Source organism: Ruegeria sp. AA3 (assembly GCF_056542905.1).
Window position 1 is genome coordinate 1 of sequence record NZ_JBQGAQ010000009.1, and the last position, 20,152, is coordinate 20,152.

General features: G+C 55.1%; 16 protein-coding genes and 1 tRNA gene. 8 read left to right on the forward strand and 9 right to left on the reverse strand.

Features of this window, described 5'->3' with window-relative positions:
* Positions 1 to 221 precede the first annotated feature (221 nt).
* Both ACR0JR_RS15390 and ACR0JR_RS15395 read right to left on the reverse strand, forming a co-directional pair.
* Positions 222 to 1,730 carry a DUF1214 domain-containing protein gene (locus ACR0JR_RS15390; protein WP_216602361.1) on the reverse strand — a complete coding sequence of 503 codons (1,509 nt, stop codon included), beginning with the start codon at positions 1,728 to 1,730 and terminating at the stop codon, positions 222 to 224.
* A gap of 104 nt (positions 1,731 to 1,834) precedes the next feature.
* Complete coding sequence (locus ACR0JR_RS15395; RefSeq protein ID WP_170361224.1) at positions 1,835 to 3,511, reverse strand: alkaline phosphatase family protein; 1,677 nt, start codon at positions 3,509 to 3,511, stop codon at positions 1,835 to 1,837.
* 14 nt (positions 3,512 to 3,525) lie between these two features.
* Here ACR0JR_RS15395 and ACR0JR_RS15400 point away from each other — a divergent pair, with 14 nt between their 5' ends.
* Positions 3,526 to 4,647: a helix-turn-helix transcriptional regulator gene (locus ACR0JR_RS15400; protein ID WP_170361222.1), complete on the forward strand. Its 1,122-nt coding sequence runs from the start codon at positions 3,526 to 3,528 to the stop codon at positions 4,645 to 4,647.
* Between the two features lie 323 nt (positions 4,648 to 4,970).
* Here the strand turns inward: ACR0JR_RS15400 and ACR0JR_RS15405 are convergent, their stop codons facing one another.
* The 4 genes from ACR0JR_RS15405 to ACR0JR_RS15420 form a co-directional block, all read right to left on the reverse strand.
* The gene (locus ACR0JR_RS15405; RefSeq protein WP_170361220.1) at positions 4,971 to 6,527 is read right to left on the reverse strand and encodes a relaxase family protein; all 1,557 of its coding nucleotides are present in this window, start codon (positions 6,525 to 6,527) and stop codon (positions 4,971 to 4,973) included.
* Complete coding sequence (locus ACR0JR_RS15410) at positions 6,524 to 6,994, reverse strand: plasmid mobilization protein (protein WP_226689051.1); 471 nt, start codon at positions 6,992 to 6,994, stop codon at positions 6,524 to 6,526. The genes ACR0JR_RS15405 and ACR0JR_RS15410 overlap by 4 nt, the downstream gene beginning before the upstream one ends.
* On the reverse strand, positions 6,991 to 7,848 hold the full coding sequence (locus ACR0JR_RS15415; RefSeq protein ID WP_170361218.1) for a hypothetical protein: 858 nt from the start codon (positions 7,846 to 7,848) through the stop codon (positions 6,991 to 6,993). Before ACR0JR_RS15415 ends, ACR0JR_RS15410 begins: the two co-directional genes overlap by 4 nt.
* 155 nt (positions 7,849 to 8,003) lie before the next feature.
* Positions 8,004 to 8,080 (reverse strand) — tRNA-Arg (locus tag ACR0JR_RS15420).
* A 115-nt stretch (positions 8,081 to 8,195) separates the two neighbouring features.
* Here ACR0JR_RS15420 and ACR0JR_RS15425 point away from each other — a divergent pair.
* Both ACR0JR_RS15425 and ACR0JR_RS15430 read left to right on the forward strand, forming a co-directional pair.
* Complete coding sequence (locus ACR0JR_RS15425) at positions 8,196 to 9,221, forward strand: LacI family DNA-binding transcriptional regulator (protein WP_311201791.1); 1,026 nt, start codon at positions 8,196 to 8,198, stop codon at positions 9,219 to 9,221.
* Positions 9,222 to 9,227: 6 nt separating this feature from the next.
* Positions 9,228 to 10,442, forward strand: coding sequence for a winged helix-turn-helix domain-containing protein (locus ACR0JR_RS15430; protein ID WP_480456916.1), 1,215 nt, complete (start codon positions 9,228 to 9,230; stop codon positions 10,440 to 10,442).
* A gap of 8 nt (positions 10,443 to 10,450) precedes the next feature.
* Here the strand turns inward: ACR0JR_RS15430 and ACR0JR_RS15435 are convergent, their stop codons facing one another.
* Both ACR0JR_RS15435 and hpaR read right to left on the reverse strand, forming a co-directional pair.
* Complete coding sequence (locus tag ACR0JR_RS15435; protein WP_170780126.1) at positions 10,451 to 11,347, reverse strand: helix-turn-helix transcriptional regulator; 897 nt, start codon at positions 11,345 to 11,347, stop codon at positions 10,451 to 10,453.
* A 152-nt stretch (positions 11,348 to 11,499) separates the two neighbouring features.
* Positions 11,500 to 11,934 carry a homoprotocatechuate degradation operon regulator HpaR gene (gene hpaR, locus ACR0JR_RS15440; RefSeq protein WP_480457022.1) on the reverse strand — a complete coding sequence of 145 codons (435 nt, stop codon included), beginning with the start codon at positions 11,932 to 11,934 and terminating at the stop codon, positions 11,500 to 11,502.
* 149 nt (positions 11,935 to 12,083) lie between these two features.
* Here hpaR and ACR0JR_RS15445 point away from each other — a divergent pair, with 149 nt between their 5' ends.
* Positions 12,084 to 13,493: a pyridoxal phosphate-dependent decarboxylase family protein gene (locus tag ACR0JR_RS15445; RefSeq protein WP_480456917.1), complete on the forward strand. Its 1,410-nt coding sequence runs from the start codon at positions 12,084 to 12,086 to the stop codon at positions 13,491 to 13,493.
* Here ACR0JR_RS15445 and ACR0JR_RS15450 read toward each other — a convergent pair.
* Entirely contained in the window at positions 13,490 to 14,632 is a 1,143-nt protein-coding gene (locus ACR0JR_RS15450; protein WP_480456918.1) for a DUF3095 domain-containing protein, read from the reverse strand. The genes ACR0JR_RS15445 and ACR0JR_RS15450 overlap by 4 nt on opposite strands.
* Positions 14,633 to 14,778: 146 nt before the next feature.
* Here ACR0JR_RS15450 and ACR0JR_RS15455 point away from each other — a divergent pair, with 146 nt between their 5' ends.
* The 4 genes from ACR0JR_RS15455 (at position 14,779) to ACR0JR_RS15470 (ending at position 20,082) form a co-directional block, all read left to right on the forward strand.
* Positions 14,779 to 15,951: an MFS transporter gene (locus ACR0JR_RS15455; RefSeq protein ID WP_480456919.1), complete on the forward strand. Its 1,173-nt coding sequence runs from the start codon at positions 14,779 to 14,781 to the stop codon at positions 15,949 to 15,951.
* 15 nt (positions 15,952 to 15,966) lie between these two features.
* The gene (locus ACR0JR_RS15460) at positions 15,967 to 16,098 is read left to right on the forward strand and encodes a hypothetical protein (protein ID WP_480456920.1); all 132 of its coding nucleotides are present in this window, start codon (positions 15,967 to 15,969) and stop codon (positions 16,096 to 16,098) included.
* Between the two features lie 417 nt (positions 16,099 to 16,515).
* A complete protein-coding gene (locus ACR0JR_RS15465) occupies positions 16,516 to 17,538 on the forward strand; it encodes an aspartate-semialdehyde dehydrogenase (protein ID WP_480456921.1) in 1,023 nt (340 codons plus the stop codon).
* Between the two features lie 321 nt (positions 17,539 to 17,859).
* Entirely contained in the window at positions 17,860 to 20,082 is a 2,223-nt protein-coding gene (locus ACR0JR_RS15470; RefSeq protein WP_480456922.1) for an adenylate/guanylate cyclase domain-containing protein, read from the forward strand.
* Positions 20,083 to 20,152: the final 70 nt, after the last annotated feature.

The window sequence follows — 20,152 nt, forward strand, 5'->3', positions numbered from 1 at the left end:
CCTTCGATAAACTGCCCCATGGAATGCCTCCACATCCAATGCCGAAAGCATACCATCTCTCCGGCAACAGCGGGAGTTTTCACACAGCCTCCGGACAAAGCTGACCTACGTACAGTTTTGGTGCATGGCTGCTCTCAGAGACTTCATTGAAAACACTTTTTTGCTAACACAGAAAAAAATGACGCCAGATGCCCATTTCGCCCGGCGCCCAAGCCAAATTATCAGTCGGAAATATTCTCCACATCTCCAAGCATCCAGCCAGTTTCCATCCAGCCCGGCGTCGGGCTGTAAAGACGGAAGAGCAGGAAGTAGCTTTCTGTCGTCGGGATCCAGTTGCTTTCTTTGCCCTCCGGCGCTTCGGGGCCGAAATAGATGTCATAAGAACCATCATCATTGACCTGCATCGTGTCTTCATTTCGCGACGACAAACCGACAGGATCAACATTGCGGATAAAGCTCTTCGTCTCCATTGAGTAAACAATGACTGACCACAGGTTGTCCGCAGGCGTATCCGCAGGAACGTTCAGCTTGTAGGTCTTGTTATGGTCGTACATCTCGCCGTCGCTGTCGCGCAGACCCGTAAGGTAGAAGGTTCCGCCACCCAGTTGTTTGGGCAGGTATGTGATCCAGAAATAGGTACCACCAGCCCGGTCATCGACCAAAACCTCGGTGTCTGTCTCATACGGGAAACCTGCCTGTGGTTGCCCTTCTGCAAAATCCCAGACCAACCACTGGTTCTTGAGCGAGCCATCCTCGTTCTTCCACAACGGGATAGTTGCAAGGCCAGGCTCGACAAAATACCGCTGCATAGAGGCATAGGCCAGAACCAAACCTTCGTTCATCGCCTTCATCTGACGCTCCGTCGGCTCGAACGGCTTGCCCTTTTCGATGCCCAGATCCTTCAGGAAATTGATCATGATCTTGTCCTGCGGACGGATCGGGTTGTTCTGAACATAGTCGTTCAGATCCTGAAAGTAGGTCTCGTTGTAATAGGGCAGTGAGTCATAAGGCACTTCAGATGCCTCGTGATAAGTAGTCGGAGGCGGGTTGTCGGCCTCGGACAGGTAGTAGATTTTGATGGTCTGGGCATATTCCGCCGCATCAAGATCCGTGGCCCCGTTGTAAAGGCGTGGACGAAAGGAGAAGCCGGATTCAAAGGTGTCCGTCTCAAACGGGAAGTAGCCAGCAGCTTCCAGCTCTTCCAAGGACTTCTCGTTATATCCCGGGGGCAGCAGCAAGTATTTGCCGCCCTTACCCTTGTCGAACCCATCTGGCCCAACATCAGCAATAGGCTGATCCCATGCATTTACGATAGACCCGAAATAGTCGACCTTGTCGTTGGCTGCAGGAACCTCGATCACCAGCGGACCGGGCGCGGACGTCATTGAAGCCCATGAATAGGCCGTCACGTCGTTGGCGGTTAAGAAACCATGTCTGGAATCAAATGGTTTGTTCAAATAGACAACATCATTGTAATCGCCGCCGAGGTCGCGCCTGATCCCTTTCAGGAAGTCAATCATACCCGCCGCTGGCATTCCCCAAAGGGCAGTCTGCGTCGCACGCTGAACCATGATCTGATATTCGATATCTTCGACCTGTGCAGATCTCGCAAGAATATCACCTGTATCATCAAATGTCTGTTGAGCGTTGACACTCGGGACCACGGCGCCAGAGCCCAGTAGACCGGCAAGGGCCGCAGAACGTACAAAGGTTTTTATTGGCTTGAACACGGTTGTGTCTCCTCAGATTAGGGGGCGCAGAACCCCAAAAGAATTGGGTATCACCGGCATTCCTTTCCGATAGGGATTGCCAGGTGGATTCTCATATTGTCGAATTAGTTTTCGAACACCTCGAGCAAAATCTTACCACCAGCCCCCGTCGGGGCCTTGATCCCCAGATATGCAGCAATGGTAGGGGCAAGATCGACGGTTTCGACGCGGCGAACCACACGCTGAGCTTCGATGTTTGGGCCAGAAACGATGATGGGCACATAAGAGTCATACGGCCAGGGCGCACCGTGCGAGCCGGCGACAATCAGTCCATCCAGATCGGCAACGAACCAGTGCGGTTCAAAAACGATATAGATATCGCCGGACCGATCAGGGTGGAAATTCGCCTCGACCGCCCGGTTTACAAGTGTATCGCCGACCAGTCCGTTGCGCAGTTCGGTTGCGCCGACAGCAAAGGCAATCCCTCGGATCTTTACCAGCTCTTCGGCAACAGCACGCTCAACTTCCAGCTCATTCAACCCGCGCTCTCTGATCAGTTCCTTGTTCAGGTACAGATAAGGCTGTGAGAAGTTTGCGATCAGTTCCTTGGAAACACCAAATTGTTCCTTCAGCCGGTTAAAGCCCGGTTCTCTATCAATTGCGTTAAAATCGAAATACTCCGCTTCAATCCCGATTTCGGCCAAGGAACCCGGAGTTTCCGACGCGCCGTGATCCGCAGACAAAACGATCAGCACATTATCCAGACCAATCGTCTCATCAACATAGGTCAGGAAAGCGCCCAGTTCCTTGTCGAGATGTTTCAGATTGTCCTCGGATTCAAGGCTGGAGGGGCCAAAGATATGGCCCACGTAATCCGTCGAAGACAGGCTGACTGCCAGATAGTCGGGCACATCATCCTGACCGATGTCTTCCGCTTCGATCAGGGCCTTGGCAAAGTCCAACGTCAGCGCGTCCCCCGCTGGGCTGATTGTCAGCAATGTTGTGTAATAATCTCCGTCAGCCGGTCCAAACGAATGGGGGAAAACACGGCCGAACTCGCCCATGATGGTTTCCCATTCCTGATTGTCCCGGTTCGCAAAGAGATAGTTTTCTTCTGGCAACAGCAGGTTCCAGTCGCGGAACTCATAAGAGCGGACCTTCCCGGAATCGTTCCACTCTTCGACCCAATCAGGATAATCTTCCCGGTAGTAGGTGGAGGTTACAAAGCCATAGTCAGATTTCGAAAACCAATAGGCCTGCCCCGCATGCCCTGCCATCGAAATCGCGCCGCGGTCCTTGACCGACACACCAAAGATCTTGGCCTCTGGCCCGTAATGCAGCGCGATTTCGTCGCTGATGGTCGAGGTAATAATCGAGCGCGGCGACCGGCCATCGGTGGTGGCTGCACGTTGCGTCGGGTCGATCTCGCTGTCCTTGTCAACGCCACTGGCACCAACAAGCGGGTAATCGGCATCCTGCACGTTATAGAATTGCTGCCCGGTCACCCGATCAAACCAAAGATTGGCCACCATACCATGCACCGAGGGGTCCGCCCCGGTTGCGAGTGTCGTGTGGCCGACGATGGTTTCCGTGTTCGCGTGGCGATGATGGGCATCTGCATAGTGAACGCCCTCGTTAATCAGCCGAAAGAAGCCATCTTCGCCCATACCCTTGCTGTAGCGTTGAATCAGATCACCGCGAAGCTGGTCAACCGTAAGCTGAAGTATGAGCTTGGGCGCCTCCTGTGCAAGAGCAGGTGCCGTAATGGTCATCGAAAGAGTTATTAACCAGAACCGCAACATGACTTTTCCTCCTGATGGTTCACGCGCGCTACGTTGCGCAGTTAAAGTTCGCCCACCTTGTAGTTGATAGCGCATTCATGCTGAATGCGAGTGTCATTTCACGACAGGTTTCGCAGGAGCTCGATTTGTCACTGCCGCCCATGATCGCCGCCAAAGCTCTTGGCCCCATGCCAGACTTTGTTCTGGAGCAATTTGGCGCGCGCACTCTTGGAAAGGCCCTTGCTGCCTCTGCCCTTACCCAAGAGTTAATTGATCACAAGAAGGGCTATCTGCCGGAAATGTCCTTCGCGAACTTTGTTGCCAGGATCTGTCAGGAAGTTGGCGGCAAGAATGTTGGTCTGATGTGGGCACCCAACCTAACCGTTCGGGACTATGGCTTATGGGGCGAATACGTCCTCTCGGCACCGACTTTAGGACAAGCATTACAACGGGCAGGTTCGATAATGCCGCTGCACTCTTCTGCCGACCGAACCACACTTCGGTATAATGGAAACCTTGCTTGCTATGGGTACAGGTTTGGTCTGCGCCAGCATCACGTGTATCCAGAGATTGCTTATTCAGCACTTGGTTCCATGCTCAGCATCTTTCGCCACTATCTTGGGCGTAAGTGGACTCCGAGTGCAATCAAATGCGATTTTCCGAAACCGAGAGTTGCCGATGATGCAGAAATCACATTCGGCTGCCAGGTGAGCTGGAACACAGGACGTCTGGAAATCTGCTTCCCAAAAGTTGACATGGCGACATCTTCAGGGCCGTGTCCGGGGAAACCGATCACAGTTTACGATCTACATCGCGAAATCGCACCAATTGCGCCTAAAAGCTACGCGGACGTTGTCATTGCCGTTTTGAGGCAGCATCTCGATTCCCAAAAAGTGTCGCTGGACCGCACGGCACTGGCGCTCGACATAGGACCTCGCACTCTACAACGCCGGCTGCTTGCCGAGGGGGAGAGCTTTCGGTCGGTGGTGAACCGAGCCAAAGTTGACCGAGCGAAAGAAATACTGGCTACCAAACAGTTCACCGTTCAAGAAGCCGCCTTTGAGCTCGGGTACGAAAACCCTCAGAATTTTTCCCGTGCTTTCAAAAATCAAACCGGCATCACGCCGAGTCAGTATTCGAGGGTCAAGGGAAACTGAGCCAGCTTAGAGAAGAAAAATCTGTTCATTTCTTCTCAGCTATAAAGCGCAAAAGGATGTTCGCGGGTCGTTTCATCAGCTCTATCTAACCACTGCCAGACATGCTGCCCGAAGCCGGCTATTCAGCAATTCCTGCCATTTGTGCAAATTGCAGCATCTGTCGTACTAGGCTCTTTCGAGCTCTTCGCTGCATTCTACATGAAGTTCCGGTTTATCCGCATACGCACCCAGCAAAGAAATCGCAGACGTGTGGTGAATTGCTGCAGAACGAATCTAAGATTCCCACTGCAGACCCTCGAACCACGCCAACATTTGCAGTTAGATCAAAGCGAATGTCCGGCGCTGCGGTGGCTATCTCTCGCGTCTAGCTCTCGGTCAACCGCTTCTCGGCGTCTTTCGCTAGTTTCCAGCTGGTCTCTAACCCCGCCTGCAGCGTCGCGTAATTCTGCTCCTCGCGCAGCAAGTCGGCCAATGTGGTGACGGACGTGAGATGTGATTTCATCAATAGCGCCACGCAATGCGCCAAGCCATTCACCTTGCTTTCGATCCTGCTGGTCGAGCGCTTCTCCAAGGCGTGCAATTCCTTGGCTGAACTCTCGCAGGCCGTCACCAACCGCTCGACGGATGCGAGCAATTCGCGTTCCAATGCTGTCAGGGTCTGTGTCATCTAGGGTTCCTTGATCTCGATACAGATGACCGGCGTCCCGGCCATGGTGCAGGTCTTCAATTCGGTCCGGTCGGGGTCCAGCGTCACCCATGTCTGCCCAGCCTGTTCGATCCGTGTCAGGCCAAGCCTCGTCATCTCCGAGCGCGTGATCAAACCCGTCCAAAACCAACTCGCGATCAGCACTGTCGCGATCCAGGATGAGACCATCACCACGATCACCCAGGGTGAGATCGTCAACCAGCGCCTGATCGTCTCGCTCCGCCTCTCCAACTCGCTCCTGCTGTCGCTCAGAAAGAACCTGATATCGGTCTCGATTGTATGCAGCGCGCTGGTCGCAATGCTGCTGAAATCGCTCCTGAAGCTCTCCAGTTGAGATGCCATCAAGGCGGCGTGGTCGCTGCGTACTGTCTCCAGGTCCGCGTTCAATTTCTCGGCGAGGCGGTTCGGCTTGCCAGTCGTCATGGAAAATCTCTCCTTTCAAACGCCAGCGCTCGCCGGTGTCAGGGTCTTTGGCGGTGATGTAATTCTTGCTGGCACGGGGGATATCAAAGCCTGCATCGGCCAAAGCATCGATCATGCTGGCGCGGTCGGTGATGGTGCCGACGCTGATCTGATCGAGGATCCAATCGTGCAGCGCTTCGCGACCTTGCGCGCGCGTCGGCGCTTCAATCGTCGCCCTCACTTCGCGAGTGCGATCTGGCTCCAAAGGGTCTGCCCAACCGTGCGTCTTGTTCATCAAATCACGCAGGCTGGAAAAGGCGTTTTCATGGCCTGGCGGTGCGATGTTCAACGCCTTGCCCGTGCTCAGCTCAAGGCGTGGCGTGCAGAAGTGCAGCTCGACATTGCCTTCATGCGAGTGGCGCACCCAGAGACAATCGTATTGATCCCTGTCCAGCCCAGCAAAGGCCAGAGCCTCAAATAGCTCAATGGCCTCTTGCTGGGCGGCGGGACTGGGATCGTCGCTGTCGGCAAAGCTGATCACACCTGCCGTGTAGCTCCATTTGTTGGAGCTCGCATCGATAAGGTCGCGGGTTTGGTCGGGGTTACCGTGCAGCACCTCAGGCAACGGGTCGCGGATCTTGGTTTGCGGTTTACTGGTGTCGTCGCGGATGAGGTGGCGGTTCTCGTCATAGGCAAGAACTTCACGCGCTGTCAGGTAGTCGACGGGTGCGGCTCCGCCGCCTGTGCCGGTGGAAAAGAACGAGATGATCATTCGCCACCGCCCGTGTGTGCCGCCACGATCTGCGCCATCTGCCGTTCGATGGCCACTAGCTGCACCGCGACCTTGAGCGCGTCGATCTGGCTCGCGCGGCCGGATTTGACCGCGCCGTTGATCCAGCGGGAGAGCTGATTGAGGTTGCCGCCGACGCGGGCAATCGCAAAAGTCAGCTTCGGGTCAACTCGCGGGACGGGCTTGCGCCGACGTGCCTCGGTTAGCCCCAAGGCCTCACGCATCAGCGTGGCATTGGGCAGGCCAGCCGCGCGCGCCTTGGCCACAAGCGCTGCCTTTTCCGACGGTGTGCATCGAAAGATCACGCTCTCGGAAAGGCCCTCTTTGACGCCGCTTGCGTGCGTCTGGTTGGGGTTTGAAGGGGAGGCTTGCCGCCCCTCACAAGACCCGCCGATGTAATCGGTGGGTAACCTTGCTCTCTGCTCTTTGTGGGGGTCTGTCGCACTCATGCTCTGAGCCCCGCCGCTTCGATTTCAGCTGAGCTGACTAGGTTCGCGGCTAGCAAAGCGGTCACTTGGCCGGGTGTTATGTGGCGGCAAAGGGGATGCTTGTCCGTGACCCAGTCGGCCAAACCTTTCAGCAATTCCACCTCTTTGGCTTTGCCCGCTTCTCGCGCCTCCTCAACCTCCTGAAGGTATTTCAACCAACGGCCAGAGGAGAACCAATTGTCGGAGAAGCACACCTTGGAGCGGGTGAAGCCTTCGCTCTCGGTCGCATAGGTCCGCACGGCGTCCTCGAGGTCTTTGGCGTCCACTCCGTCGGCCAGCGCTTGGCGGATCTGCGAGTTACAAACCGCTTTGCCGCGAACGCGATCCTCGGGATAGGCGGACAAAATCTTTTCTGAAACCTCATCCTCCACCGCTACCTTCGCGTGCGAAGGATTTGGTTTTTGATATGGTTTATATCTGTTCTTATAGGATTTGCCCTCTGGGGCAGATGGCTTGCCCTCAGGGGCAAATGCATCATTTTCCCTTTCGGTCGGATCGATTTGCCCATTTGGGCAAATGGAGTTGCCCAGGGCATACCAACAGGTCCGGTCATAGCGATCATCGCTGAAATTGCCCTTGATGATCAGCTCTGCACTGACCAGCTTTTCGAGCGCTGTTCGGATCTGCTTTTCGCTCAGATAGGGGAACAACTCACTAAAGGCCGAGATCGAATTGTAAGTCCAATACCGCCCGTCTCGATGGTTGCGGCGATTGGCTTGGTTCTTCTCGATCCAGAAGGTGATGTTCTGGAAAATCACCGCCGCGTTCAGGCCAACACGTCCCGCGATTTCGGGATCAAAGCTATGGCGGCTCATGATTGGCCCCCGAAATACGCACAAACGTGCGAATTTTGTACAGGTTTTGTACGAGAAATCGGTCGTTTCAGTCGATTACGGCCCGAAAGCTGACGGGACTTTTTGCAGTCTTCCGCACAACGTCCTGTAAATAAGCCATATTTTTCAGGTGGTTTTGGCGACCCCGGCAGGATTCGAACCTGCAACCTGCCCCTTAGGAGGGGGCTGCTCTATCCAGTTGAGCCACGGGGCCGCGTTTCGCTTTCTGTAACCGGGTTTATTCGGATTGTCATCGACTTTGCACAACAGTTGAATAGATCACCCTGTTCACGCTACCATCGCGGAAACAAACAATGCAGGTATCCCCGGTGACAATAGAAACAAAACGCCCGCTTACCCTTCGTGATGTTTCGGAAGCGTCCGGAGTGTCGGAGATGACAGTCAGCCGGGTGCTACGCAATCGCGGAGATGTATCGGACGCCACCCGTACCCGCGTTCTGGCTGCTGCAAAGGAATTGGGATATGTGCCCAACAAGATTGCCGGTGCCTTGGCATCAAGCCGGGTGAACCTTGTGGCAGTGATCATTCCATCGCTGTCGAACATGGTTTTCCCCGAGGTTCTGACAGGCATCAATCAGGTACTGGAAGATACTGAACTTCAGCCGGTGGTCGGTGTCACGGACTATCTGCCTGAAAAGGAAGAAAAGGTTCTGTACGAGATGCTCTCGTGGCGGCCATCGGGCGTGATCATCGCCGGTCTGGAACATACCGAGGCGGCCCGCGCCATGCTGGATTCGGCGGGCATTCCGGTGGTCGAGATCATGGATACCGATGGCAAGCCGGTCGATGCCATGGTGGGCATTTCCCACCGCCGCGCCGGGCGCGAGATGGCCCAGGCTATTCTGAAGGCGGGTTATGAACATATCGGCTTTATGGGCACCAAGATGCCGTTGGACCATCGGGCCCGCAAACGGTTCGAAGGCTTTACCGAGGTGCTGGGCAAGCACGGGATCGAGATCGAAGATCGCGAGTTTTATTCGGGCGGCTCAGCGCTGGCCAAGGGCCGAGAGATGACGCATGCCATGCTGGAACGTTCGCCTGAGTTAGATTTTCTTTATTATTCCAACGATATGATTGGCGCGGGTGGGCTGCTTTATTTGCTGGATCAGGGGATAGACGTGCCGGGTCAGATTGGCCTCGCCGGGTTCAACAACGTCGAGCTGTTACAAGGATTACCGCGTAAGCTGGCGACGATGGATGCCTGCCGAACCGAGATCGGGCGCACCGCTGCAGAAATCATCGCGGCAAAGCTGGCCGATCCAGAGTCAGAGGTTGATACCCGTGTCACCTTGACCCCTAAGATCAGCTTTGGTGACACGCTAAAACGACGCTAGGATCCCATGACCCTGCAACGCCTGAACAACCGCCAAGCGCGGACAATGTTCATGGATCGCCACGCGTTGCTGGAGCAACCGGCAGGCGGTTCTAAAGGTGAGGATCTGTTGCGATTGATCCACCGCCTGGGTTTTGTGCAGCTCGACAGCATCAACACGGTCGCACGCGCCCATGATATGATCCTGTATGCGCGGCGACCAAGCTATCGCCCGCGCAATCTCAAGCGACTTTACGAGCGTGATCGGGCGCTGTTCGAACACTGGACCCATGACGCTGCCGTTATCCCGATGGATTTCTATCGCCATTGGCACCTGCGGTTCCTTCGCGATGCCGACATGCTGAAAGCCCGATGGAAGAACTGGCGACGTGATGGCTTTGAACAGAGATTCGAATCTGTTCTTCAGCACATTCGCGATCATGGTCCCGTCGGATCATCTGATGTGGGCAAGGATGAAAAAAAGGGGTCTGGCGGTTGGTGGGATTGGCATCCGTCAAAAACAGCGCTGGAATACCTTTGGCGATCCGGGGCGCTGACTGTAATCGGTCGTGAGGGGTTTCAGAAACGCTATGATCTGACGGAGCGGGTTATCGACACCCAACTTTGCCCCGGCAGCATAGCGTGCGACGTAGATGCAACCGTGGATTGGCTTTGTAACGCGGCACTCGACCGGCTGGGCTTTGCCACGTCAGGAGAGCTGGCTGCATTTTGGGATACCGTCAGCGCCGGCGAGGCAAAGGCGTGGTGTGATCAGGCTCTGACAAAGGGAATAATCGCAGAAGTATTCGTAGAGTGTGCGGATGGGAATGACCGCAAAGTCTTTGCACGGCCCGAAATATCCGAACAGGTGGCAGCGCTGCCAGAAGCGCCCGGTCGGATCAGGGTTCTTAGTCCTTTTGATCCCATGTTGCGCGATCGTAAACGCGCGGAACGCCTATTTGGGTTTCATTATCGCATCGAAGTGTTCGTCCCCGAGCCCAAGCGCATTTACGGATACTACGTCTTCCCCTTGATGGAGGGGAACCGCATGATCGGCCGTATCGACATGAAGGCACACCGTAGTCAAGGCAATCTGCATGTTCGGGCAATGTGGCCCGAGCAATCCGTCCGCTGGTCCGATGCAAGAACCCGACGGCTGGAAGCAGAACTTGACCGGGTTCGACGATTCGCTGATCTAGACACCATAGAATTCGCTAGAAACTGGCTGAAAGACCCTAAATAGAGCCTGTATTACCTCAAGAACCCATGTTCTTCGACAAGCTCCATCAGATCTCTGATCGACTCATTCTCGGTTCGCCCAGATGTATCCAGCTGAGCGTTCGCACGCCCGTACAATGCCTCGCGACTCGCGAGTATGCACTTGAGCTGCTCCATTGCTTTTGGATTTCCTGCCATGGGACGTTCGTCGCCTTGCGCGCGCACCCTTTCCATATGCTCGGTGGGTGTCGCCCGTAGCCAGACGGTGTGAAACCGGCTCAGCAATGTCGTATAGGTCGAAGGCTCTGAAACGATCCCACCAGCGACAGCAAGAACCATTCGATCATCGGCGGCAATGACTCGGTCCAACGCTTGCGCTTCGAGGTTGCGATATCCCTCTTGCCCGTAGAAGGCCATGACTTCAGCCAGTGGCATCCCCGACATTTCTTCAATCTGAGCCGTCAGTTCCACAAAGGGCAGCTTGAGTGCAGCGCCAAGCAAAGCACCCAGCGTCGATTTCCCCGCGCCACGTAAACCGATCAGACAAACCCGCTGTTCCCGGGTATTCTCAGCAGGATCGGGACGCAGTGCCCTCATGACGTTGTCTTTGATGTCATCGCTGGCCTGCCGGAACAGTTCGAGCATCTGCAAACCATCCGAATCCCAGGGATCTTCTTCGCCGATCAGCCATTCGGCCTTGTAATCCAGCGCCTGCGCAATCCGATGCAATACTCCGATCGAGATATTACCCTCACCAGCTTCGAGTTGTGCCAGATACCGGGGCGAAACACCCGAGCTTTCCGACAAAACCCGGCGCGGAATGCCGCGCATTTGCCTGGCCTTCCGCACACGCGCTCCAACGCGCTCGCTCAAATCCTGCGTGGCGAATTCTTTAGGCTGTGCCGGATTTTGCGGCTTGGGCCCATCCATCTTTGTCAGACCGTTTGTTCCAAGTGACCCTAAAGCTACGACGCTAGAACGACGCGGGCAATCGATATTGTACAAGCTCAGGAACCGATGCAGGAATTGCTGCCCAAAAATAAATAAAAGTCCATTGTTTAGAGTCTATTCAGCTTGAGTAATTAGCTTTTTAAGTCGTGTAGTTCGCTCAAAAGATTCAGCAGTGTTTCGTGTTGCTCAGCCCCCATCAATTCGCGCGTTTGTGCCGCCAACCGCAACATTTCCGGCAAGTTGGCGTGAATGATCTGCATTCCTTCTTTGGTGATTTCGACGATCTGGCGACGACGATCTTTTTCGACAGCCTGCCGTTTGATCAACTTTTTATCTTCCAGCTTTTTCAGAATCCGAGTCAGGCTGGGAAGCAACAAACAAGCGCGTTCTGAGATCTGCGTGGGTTCTTGCGGACCTTCTTCTTGCAAGACGCGCAGAACGCGCCATTGTTGTTCAGTTACCCCAGCGTCAGCTAAAACACCACGTATCGGCCCCATCACCCTTTCACGCGCACGCAACAAGGCAATCGGCAGTGATCGAGACGTCAACGGCAAACTATTCGTCATGGTTAATTTTGACGCGACTCCCTTTGTTTCGCAATAGGTTGCTAAGTTCACGCAAACTTGCAGGGCTGGATTTTAATTAACTTGTTCATTAATAGTGAGTCGAAGTGATTATTCAGCAGGCAGATCAGATTGGCCGCAAGGAGACCGCAATGAATTGGGACGAATTTTCCGTATGGGGCAAAAAAATCGCTGATTGGACACAAGACTATCACCTGACCGTTGGCGACAAACCCGTACGTGCAAGGACTGAGCCTGGCGATATTCTGAACGCCCTACCCGCCCATCCGCCCGAGCATGGTGAAGCAATCGAGAGTATTTTTCGCGATTTTGAACAGATCGTGATGCCTGGTATCACCCATTGGCAGCACCCCCGATTCTTCGCCTATTTCAACTCGAACGCGTCTGCGCCGTCGGTGCTTGCTGAATTCCTGGCCAGTGCCATCGCGCCGCAATGTATGCTGTGGCAGACCTCTCCAGCCGCGACCGAGATGGAAACGCGGATGATGGATTGGCTGAGCGAGGCACTGGACCTGCCTGAAGGATTTGCCGGGGTCATACAGGATTCCGCCTCTTCGGCGACGCTGGCAGCTGTGTTGACCATGCGCGAAAAGGCAATGAACTGGCAAGGAAACAGCCAGGGTCTTTTTGGCCAAAAACCACTGCGTGTTTATTGCTCGTCCGAAGTACATACCTCAATCGACCGCGCCATTTGGGTTTCGGGGATCGGACAAGACAATCTTGTGCGCATTCCTGTTCAAGGTGATTGGCGTGGGATGGATCCAAACGCGCTTGAAGCAGCGATTCAGGCTGATTTAGACTCTGGTTTACAGCCGGCTGGTGTGATCCTTTGCGTTGGTGGAACAGGAACCGGGGCGACTGATCCGGTGGATCGCTGCCTTGAGATTGCGCGTAAATACGGGCTCTATTCGCACGTCGACGCTGCCTGGGCCGGCTCTGCTATGATCTGTCCCGAATATCGCAAATACTGGCCGGGCATCGAACAAGCTGACAGCATCGTCTTCAATCCGCATAAATGGCTAGGTGTCCAGTTCGATTGCTGCGCACATTTCTTGAAGAACCCCGATGATTTGGTCCGCACGTTAGCGATCAGCCCAGAGTACCTAAAAACCCATGGGAAAGACGGAATCATCAACTACTCGGAATGGTCGGTACCACTGGGCCGTCGGTTCAGGGCATTAAAGCTGTGGTTTGTCATCCGAACCTACGGGCTAGAGGGGCTGCGTGAACGGCTGCGCAATCATGTCAACTGGTCGGTCGCGCTGCATGATCGACTGGCAGCTGAGCCGGACTTTCGGATCGTCACACCGCCAATGTGGTCGCTGTGGACCTTCCGATATGAGCCGCAGGGCGCCATCGACCTGGACGACCTGAACTTGCGGCTGGTGAATGCGATTAATGATGACGGGCGGATTTATCTGACCCAGACCCGCGTTGACGGTGATTTGGTCATCCGCTTTCAGGCTGGGCAGTTCGAAACCACCGAGAGCGATGTTTTGATGGCATATGACGTGATTACAGAAATCGCGCGCAGCCTTTAGGCCCGCATCACAGCTGCGGCCTGCGCGTAGCCGCCTGAGGCACCGTCAACAAAGTGCACATGGTCATCGCTCATTGCAGAGGGCACAAAGCAGGTCATCATAGCCTCTTGCTGAGCATGCAGGCCGTATCGGATCTTTCCGCGCGCCTGGGCGTCTTCCAGCATCCGGGTGATCTGCTCCAACGTGGATGGGTCGCAATCCAATGTCATTTTCAATCCGTCATCGAACTTGCGAAAATCCGCGTTGCGGCTGACCATTTCTTTATAGTGATTGGGTTCGAACTGCCCCAATCTTACACCAGTTTTGAACAACAAGCCGATCAGCATGTTCCCGATCAGCAGCCGTATCTTCTGAACCAGCAGATTGCGCCCAGCGCGTGAGACATGGGCATCGATATCAACACCTGGTGGAGGAAAGCTCATCGGCGGTCCCTTTTGGGGAACCGGATGACCGGCCCGGTCCAACCCTTCGGCGATCGATAAAACGGATTGGCTCAAAGCCGCGAAATCGGCCTCGCTAGACTCTAATGTTGGCTGAATTACCAGAGATACGATCTGGCCGTGGCGGGCCGGACTGTTGGACCAGCGGCAAGACAGGCCCGTCAGGTCAGGCTGCGCGTCAGGCCCAGCCGAAGGAATGGTGAGGTTTCCGGATTTCATCTGCGCCTCGGCCCAGGCCAATCCGCCGCCTGTAAACATCGCATAGTCAACACCAGTAGAGGGCGCATAGCGGGCGACACGCAGATCACGCCCAGCTGCTCGGATGTCAGCCACCGAAACCAGCCCTGCGCGCAAAGTGATGGCAAATTCTGTTTCGGCCCAACTCTGCAAAGCCGCCAACGTTTCGCGCGCGATCTCGGCATCTTCGCCCGGCACTGCAAAGCCGGCCCCATCGCCGCCAAAGACATAGGGAAATACGCGACTACCCAGCGCGTTGATCATGCCTGAAATAACCGCAGCACCAACCATGTTAACGGTTTTGTAACGGCCACGCTCGATCTCTCCGGTCGAGTCCACGATATCCGCGACTCCCAAAACCCACGTATCAGGCAAAGGTGTAAACTGCACCGGATCGCTCAGTCGCAGGAAGCTGTCTGAAATAGGGACTGAGTCATAAAATAAAGAGTCTGAAGGGGGCATAACACTCTCTGAAATTCCCAAAACTGCTTTCAAGATAGCCCAAATGTGAAGGATGTCTGCCCCTTTAGCGCTACCCCGAGCGCTTGTGCAAGCCTGCACAACGTGCAAAGCATCTCGGCAGGGTATACGGGCAAAAGAGGCAGCAGATGCAGGCAGGCTTGATAGTTTTATGTCTGGCTTATGTCCTCAGCCAGTTTTTTCGCGCATTCCTGGCCGTGCTGACTACCGATCTGGGGAGAGACATCGGGGCCACGCCCGAAGACCTGGCATTTGCGTCGGGGCTTTGGTTTCTGGTTTTTGCCGCAATGCAAATCCCGGTGGGCTGGGCTCTGGATCGTGTCGGCCCAAGGCGCAGCTCTGCGATGCTGTTGCTGATTGGCGGCGCAGGCGGGGCTGGCCTGTTCGCCATTGCAACCACTCCGTTTCATGTTGCGCTGGCCATGGCGCTGATCGGGGTTGGCTGTTCCCCTGTCCTGATGGCGTCCTATTATATCTTTGCCAGAGAATTTCCACCTGCCAAATTCGCCACGCTCGCCGCAGTAATGCTGGGCGTTGGGTCAGTCGGCAATCTGGTGGCCTCTTACCCAACGGCTCTGGCGGTTGAGCTTATGGGGTGGCGGGCGACATTGGGTGGTTTAGCGATCATTTCGGGCGTGGTGGCTGCAGGGATCTGGCTGACGGTGCATGATCCCAATAAGGTCGAGACCGAACACAAAGGATCGGTTCTGGACCTGCTAAAAGAGCCCGCCCTCTGGACCATCCTGCCACTTATGCTGGTGGCCTATGCGCCCTCTGCGGCGTTGCGCGGTCTCTGGGCAGGGCCTTATCTGCGCGATGTATTTGACCTCAGCACTACTCAGATCGGGCAGGCAACGCTGATCATGGGTGCCGCGATGATTGCGGGCACCTTTGCATATGGGCCTTTGGACCGCATCCTTAAGACCCGCAAATGGGTGATCTTCGGTGGCAACGCCCTGGGCGCAGCCACTTTAGGACTGCTGTGCCTTTGGATCGACGGGGGCGTCTGGCTCTCGGTCTTGCTGCTTGCGGTCATCGGCTTTCTGGGCGCCAGTTTTCCGGTCATCATGGCGCATGGTCGCGCCTTCATTCCAGCGCATCTGGTCGGGCGTGGTGTTACCCTGCTGAACCTCTTCGGCATCGGCGGTGTCGGGTTGGCACAATTTGCCACCGGGCGCATCCATGCGGCCAGCGCCACGATCAGCCCCTCGGCGCCCTATACAGCGATCTTCGGCTTTTTCGCCGCCACCCTTGCCATTGGCTGCGTGATCTATCTATTCAGTCGGGACAGCGTGGACTGAAACTGGAGGCCACCCGTGCAGGACATCGAGGTGGTTGCGCCCAATCTGAAGCATTCCCTTTCGGGCGTGACGACTAATGTGATCCGGCTGCTGCCGATACTTGAAAAGAAGATCGGCATCCGCACCACCGAAGCGTTCCAAGCCTAGCAGGAACAAAGACTGCAGGACGCCGGGCTTGTAGACCGCGTTCATTTTCTGGGCGAATACCCCTGGGATGAGATTGTCGAGACCTATCGCGCGCTCGATCTGTTTGTGACTCCGCGCGGCAAGAAGGATTTGGCCTGACCCCGCTTGAGGCGCTGGCCAGTGCGCCGGAAGGTATGCTGCATGACCGCGCCGCATTAACCACCGCGGGACACGCCGCGTGCACCCATGTCGAACAGAGTTTCGAATCGAAGGCGAAGCGCAGGCAATTGTCGAGGTTTGTCGATCCTTGCTGAAACAACCCTGAACGGTATTGAACTGTGTCAAATCGGTGTGCCGGGGTGAAATAAGCCGAAACGCCTCTTTTTTCTTTGCCGCAACGCGGCTATGAACGCGCGTCCTTAACTTTGGAGACATGAAATGGGCTATCGCGTCGTAGTCGTCGGCGCCACAGGAAATGTGGGCCGCGAAATGCTGAACATCCTGGCAGAACGCCAGTTCCCCGTCGATGAACTTGCCGCACTGGCAAGCCGTCGTTCGCTGGGGACTGAGGTGACATTTGGCGACAAGACCCTCACGACCAAGGATCTGGACACATTCGATTTCACCGGCTGGGACATGGCGCTGTTCGCTGTGGGGTCCGAGGCCACCAAAGTTTACGCCCCCAAGGCGGCGGCAGCTGGCTGCGTGGTGATCGATAACTCGTCGCTCTATCGCTATGACCCGGACATTCCGCTGATCGTGCCGGAATGTAACCCGCAGGCGATCCACGACTACAAGAACAAGAACATCATCGCCAACCCCAACTGCTCGACCGCGCAGATGGTTGTCGCGCTGAAGCCGCTGCATGACCGTGCCAAGATCAAGCGCGTTGTCGTCTCGACCTATCAGTCGGTCTCGGGTGCCGGTAAGGAAGGCATGGACGAGCTTTGGGATCAGACCAAGGCCATCTACAACCCCACCACGGAGGTTGAGCCGAAGAAATTCCAAAAACAGATCGCGTTCAACGTCATTCCACAGATCGACGTCTTCATGGAAGACGGCTCGACCAAGGAAGAGTGGAAGATGGTTGTCGAGACCAAAAAGATCGTCGACCCGTCGATCAAGATCACCGCAACCTGCGTCCGCGTTCCGGTCTTTGTTGGCCACTCTGAGGCCGTAAATATCGAGTTCGAGGAATTCCTGGACGAAGACGAAGCCCGCGACATCCTACGCGAAGCGCCGGGCATCATGGTGATCGACAAGCGTGAAGCGGGCGGCTACGTCTCGCCCATCGAATGCGCGGGTGACTTCGCCACCTTCATCAGCCGTATCCGCCAGGACTCGACCATCGAGAACGGTCTTAACCTGTGGTGCGTGTCCGACAATCTGCGCAAAGGCGCAGCGTTGAACGCAGTTCAGATTGCAGAATTGCTGGGCCGTGAGGTTCTGAAAAAGGGCTGAGGCTGCACAATTTCGAAAGTCGATTAAACCCCGCTGCGCCGTCAGCGGGGTTTTTCTTTTTTGAGGACAAATGGGGCGTCAGCCCGCAGGACTGCCGACGCCCGTTGCTGATAAAAACCCGCAACGACCATCGATCGATTGGCGGGCAGAGTTGACGTTCAGCTTAACACTTCTTCGGCGGTATCTATTGCTCAAATTCAACGGCCTGAGACCTTCATCTCAATCCAAATAGCTGGCGCGCAGCATTCAAATGTGAGCGTAAAATGCTCTGCCGTGAAAACCATTTCCCAGAAAAATGCCCAAATGATAGGCTGAGAAATTATGGAAAGCCGACCAAATCGTCGATTAGCAGCTATTTTAGCCGCCGATATCGCAGGCTATTCAAGACTGATCGGCTTGGACGAAGAAGGCACCATAGACAAGCTGCGTTTGATCCGTGCCGAAGTCATAGAGCCATTGGTCTCAGGGCATTCGGGGCGCATTGCGAACACGGCGGGTGACAGCTTTCTGATCGAATTCCACAGCGCGGTCGATGCGGTGCGTGCGGCGGTCGAGATACAATCGGAACTTTTGAAAAGAAACTCAGATATCGAACCTGACCGCGCCATCGTTTTTCGGATCGGATTGAATGTCGGTGATGTCGTCTCGAACGCGAATGACATATTGGGCGACGGCGTCAACGTGGCCGCGCGGCTTGAGGCATTGGCGGAACCGGGTGGAATTATCGCGTCGCAGTCGATCGTTGAGTATGCCCGCAACAAGGTTCCTTTCAGGTTTGAGTCAATTGGTCCGCAATCAGTCAAGAACATCGCAGAACCTGTTGAGGCTTTCCGAATAGAAACTGATGCGGCACCATTTCTTTCAAAGCCGAAAGCGACGAATGCGCCACGGTTTCTTAAGTTGGCTGCGGTTATGGCTGTGCTGATATTCATGGGTTATTTCGGGGCAATGACCTGGAAAAAGGGGCAACTGCGCGCTTCAGAAGCGCAATTGGCCTACCCGCTACCAGACTTGCCATCAATTGCCGTGCTTCCGTTGACAAATTTTACCAGCGACCCGTCCAACAAGATGCTGATCGACGGCGTTTCCGAGGACCTGATTACGGATTTATCCCGCATTTCCGGTTTATTTGTCATCGCGGGAAATACCTCTTTCGCTTTTCAGGACCGCGACATTGATGTTCCAGGCTTTGCCGAAAAATTGGGTGTTCGTTACGTCGTCGATGGAAGTCTTAGACGCACCGATGAAGGTTTTCGGGTCAATATCCGCCTGACCGACACGGTAAACGGTAGATTGATTTGGGCCGAACGTTTCGATGGTGAAATTGACGAGATTTTTGACCTGCAAAACAACATTGTGCTGGCGATTGCGCAGGAGCTTGATGTTCCTCTCGATTCTCAAAGTCGAATCGCAATCGAAAACGTAGAAACAGAAACCATCGAAGCACGCGAAGCATTCCAGCGCGGTTGGGAGCTTTATTCGCGTTTCAATGAACGCGACAATCTGGCTGCAATTCCGCATTTCGAACGCGCAGTCGAGTTGGACCCTGATTATGGGCGTGCCTGGGCGACTCTTGCTCTGGCACATTTACGACCGCACATTTTCCACCATTGGACAGGCTTCGCAGGCGCTGACGAACAGATGCATATTGGTCTGTTCTATAAGTACTTCCGCGAACTGACGGAGCAGGACACCTCATTGATCCACGTCGTTCGGGCGATAGTCGGTCTTAACCTTCCGGATTGGGACAGTGCCCAGGGCGTAAGTCGGGGAACGGATGAAGCCAGGCAAGAGGCTGCAAAAGCCATTGCCCTGCAGCCCAGCGATCCAGAGGCGCATTTGACAATGGGATGGGCCCTGATAGCGGGCGGTGAACCTGAGGAAGGACTGGCCTTTGTACAGGCTGCAATGCGTCTCGACCCTGCGTATCCCAGCCACTACGCGTTGTTTGAAGGTGCTGCGCTTTTTGCAATGGATGATCTGAACGGCGCAGAGACGGCCATATTGCATGAACTGGATCGGAACCCTCAGGCAATTGAATTGATGCCATTTGCGGCCTCGGTTTTGGCCTTAAATGGCGATCGGAGCTCTGCGCGGGCAATGATCGATCGATGGCAGAAGGGAAAGCATGAGCGGGTTCTGAACGAAGTTGTTCGCGAGTACTTCTTTATCGTGCGCTGGATTGGCGCGCAGCAATATTTGAACAATCGCTTGAAAAAAGGCCTTCGATTGGCCGCGCTTGCACCGAGTACAACGATAGCAAGCCTCAAAGCCGATTTGTCACGCGGGGATGCCAAGGAACAGCGTGAAGCAGCTCAAAGATTGGCGCTGTTTGGTGCCAAAGCAGCACCAGCAGTTCCTGAGTTGATCAAGCTGCTCGACAGCCCGTCGGTTTTTGTCAGAAAAGAAGCAGCCATTGCTTTGGGCGAAATTGGAGAAAGTGCCTCATCTGCGTTGCCCGCATTGGAAGCAAGCGTTGACAAATCCTTGTCGGGGAGTTTCGCTGCCCGAGCCATTGAACAGATACGCGGATACTCACAATAGTGGCGACCTTGATCTCTGCCCGGAGACAGGACCCAAACACAGAAATGGTGAGATTGTGTATACGAAAGCC

Bases quoted from the DNA above. Each gene is read 5' to 3' on its own strand.
- ACR0JR_RS15465 (WP_480456921.1), top strand. From the start codon at position 16,516: ATGGGCTATCGCGTCGTAGTCGTCGGCGCCACAGGAAATGTGGGCCGC.
- ACR0JR_RS15400 (WP_170361222.1), top strand. From the start codon at position 3,526: ATGGTTCACGCGCGCTACGTTGCGCAGTTAAAGTTCGCCCACCTTGTA.
- ACR0JR_RS15445 (WP_480456917.1), top strand. From the start codon at position 12,084: ATGAATTGGGACGAATTTTCCGTATGGGGCAAAAAAATCGCTGATTGG.
- ACR0JR_RS15455 (WP_480456919.1), top strand. From the start codon at position 14,779: ATGCAGGCAGGCTTGATAGTTTTATGTCTGGCTTATGTCCTCAGCCAG.
- ACR0JR_RS15415 (WP_170361218.1), bottom strand. From the start codon at position 7,848: ATGAGCCGCCATAGCTTTGATCCCGAAATCGCGGGACGTGTTGGCCTG.
- ACR0JR_RS15435 (WP_170780126.1), bottom strand. From the start codon at position 11,347: ATGGATGGGCCCAAGCCGCAAAATCCGGCACAGCCTAAAGAATTCGCC.
- ACR0JR_RS15450 (WP_480456918.1), bottom strand. From the start codon at position 14,632: ATGCCCCCTTCAGACTCTTTATTTTATGACTCAGTCCCTATTTCAGAC.
- ACR0JR_RS15470 (WP_480456922.1), top strand. From the start codon at position 17,860: ATGGAAAGCCGACCAAATCGTCGATTAGCAGCTATTTTAGCCGCCGAT.
- hpaR (WP_480457022.1), bottom strand. From the start codon at position 11,934: ATGACGAATAGTTTGCCGTTGACGTCTCGATCACTGCCGATTGCCTTG.
- ACR0JR_RS15410 (WP_226689051.1), bottom strand. From the start codon at position 6,994: ATGAGTGCGACAGACCCCCACAAAGAGCAGAGAGCAAGGTTACCCACC.
- ACR0JR_RS15430 (WP_480456916.1), top strand. From the start codon at position 9,228: ATGACCCTGCAACGCCTGAACAACCGCCAAGCGCGGACAATGTTCATG.
- ACR0JR_RS15395 (WP_170361224.1), bottom strand. From the start codon at position 3,511: ATGTTGCGGTTCTGGTTAATAACTCTTTCGATGACCATTACGGCACCT.
- ACR0JR_RS15405 (WP_170361220.1), bottom strand. From the start codon at position 6,527: ATGATCATCTCGTTCTTTTCCACCGGCACAGGCGGCGGAGCCGCACCC.